Origin of the sequence: Desulfovibrio sp. 1188_IL3213 (assembly GCF_036763145.1) — a bacterium.
Taxonomy (GTDB): domain Bacteria; phylum Desulfobacterota; class Desulfovibrionia; order Desulfovibrionales; family Desulfovibrionaceae; genus Desulfovibrio.
The window spans coordinates 1-1,183 of sequence record NZ_JBAIYR010000582.1; the positions used below are offsets into that span (position 1 = coordinate 1).

Consider the following 1,183-nt stretch of genomic DNA (forward strand, 5'->3'; position numbering starts at 1 on the left):
GCCCGCGCCCAGTTGGAGGGGCCGCATTCAAAACGCTTGCCGCCATCGGGCCACGCCTGGTCAAGCGTGCGCAGAAAGGGGATGGGCAGCCAGTGGCCTTCCCACACCTCCACGGCCCGGCGGGCTTCAACGCTGTAGTCTTCGTCGCAGGGCTGACCTGTCAGTTGGTCGATAAAGCCGCTTTCCGTCTCTGCAAGGCAGCGCAGATAGTGGGTATAACGCCCGTCCGCATCGCCCTGGTTCTTTTTTTCTTCCCTGAAATAGCGGCGCAGCCTGCGTATGGATTCCTCCTGCAGGGCGAAATCCAGAAACTGCGGGCAACCACCGGGAATGATGCTCACCGGGGAAAGATAACGGGGTATGACATTCATGCTTATTTCCTTCTGAAGCGGGCGTCCCATTTATTATTGCCCGCGCCCAGTTCTCTGCCTTTGCACTGGGTTGTGTTTTCACTGCCGGTGCATTCCACCTTTTGAGGAACATATGTCCCGCCGCGGGGGCATCTGGCCTGGTCGGATTCAAAATTCAGCCTGTTGCCCTGAAAACGGGCCTTGGCGGAGCCGCTGCAGACCTGCCCGTTGCGCTCGCGCACAAATCGGCGGCCCTTGCCGTTTTTATCAAAGCAGTATTCCGCCACAATGGGTTCATTGGACGGGTGAGAATACAGACCTGTTTCACTGGTCCAGCAGCCCTCAAGAAAACTCAGGTCGTTCTTTTTGGCCGCATCTTCAGGAATGGTCAGATCCTCATTTTTTTTCTTGGGCTTTTCCGGCTGCTTTGGAGGTTCCTGAGGCTTGGGCTGCTCCTTGGGCTTTTCCGGTTTCGGCTGCGGCGCAGGCTTTGGCTCCGGCGGGGCCGGAGGCGTTTCACCCAGGAAAGGTTCCACCATTTCCGGGTCCGGCAGCGGCTGCGCCGGTTCTTCTTTTTCTACCTGAACGGGCGCGGGCTTCACAGGTTTGCACTGCGCGGCACGTTCCTGAAGCTGGTTCCATAAAAGCGCCAGTTCGTCTTCCAGGACCGCAGCGCGCTGCTCTTCGGCCGCAAGGCCGTTGCGATCCACAGGATGGCAGCCCGCAGGCAGGGGAGAAGGCAAAAACCCCAGGGCCGCAGCGAGAAGCCAGAGCAAAAGCAGAAGCAGGAGCAGGGGCAAGAGCCAGGGCAGGCAGCCCCCACGGTCTACCGG

The 1,183-nt window shown here is 59.6% G+C and carries 2 protein-coding genes; both read right to left on the reverse strand.

Going from position 1 to position 1,183, the window contains the following annotated elements; translation table 11 throughout:
* The coding region (locus tag V6C16_RS13775) for a virulence factor SrfB (RefSeq protein WP_333543496.1) at positions 1–371 on the reverse strand (371 nt) is incomplete at its 3' end.
* A gap of 2 nt (positions 372–373) precedes the next feature.
* Positions 374–1,183 (reverse strand): SrfA family protein (locus V6C16_RS13780; RefSeq protein WP_333543497.1); only part of this gene is annotated, 810 nt, incomplete at its 5' end.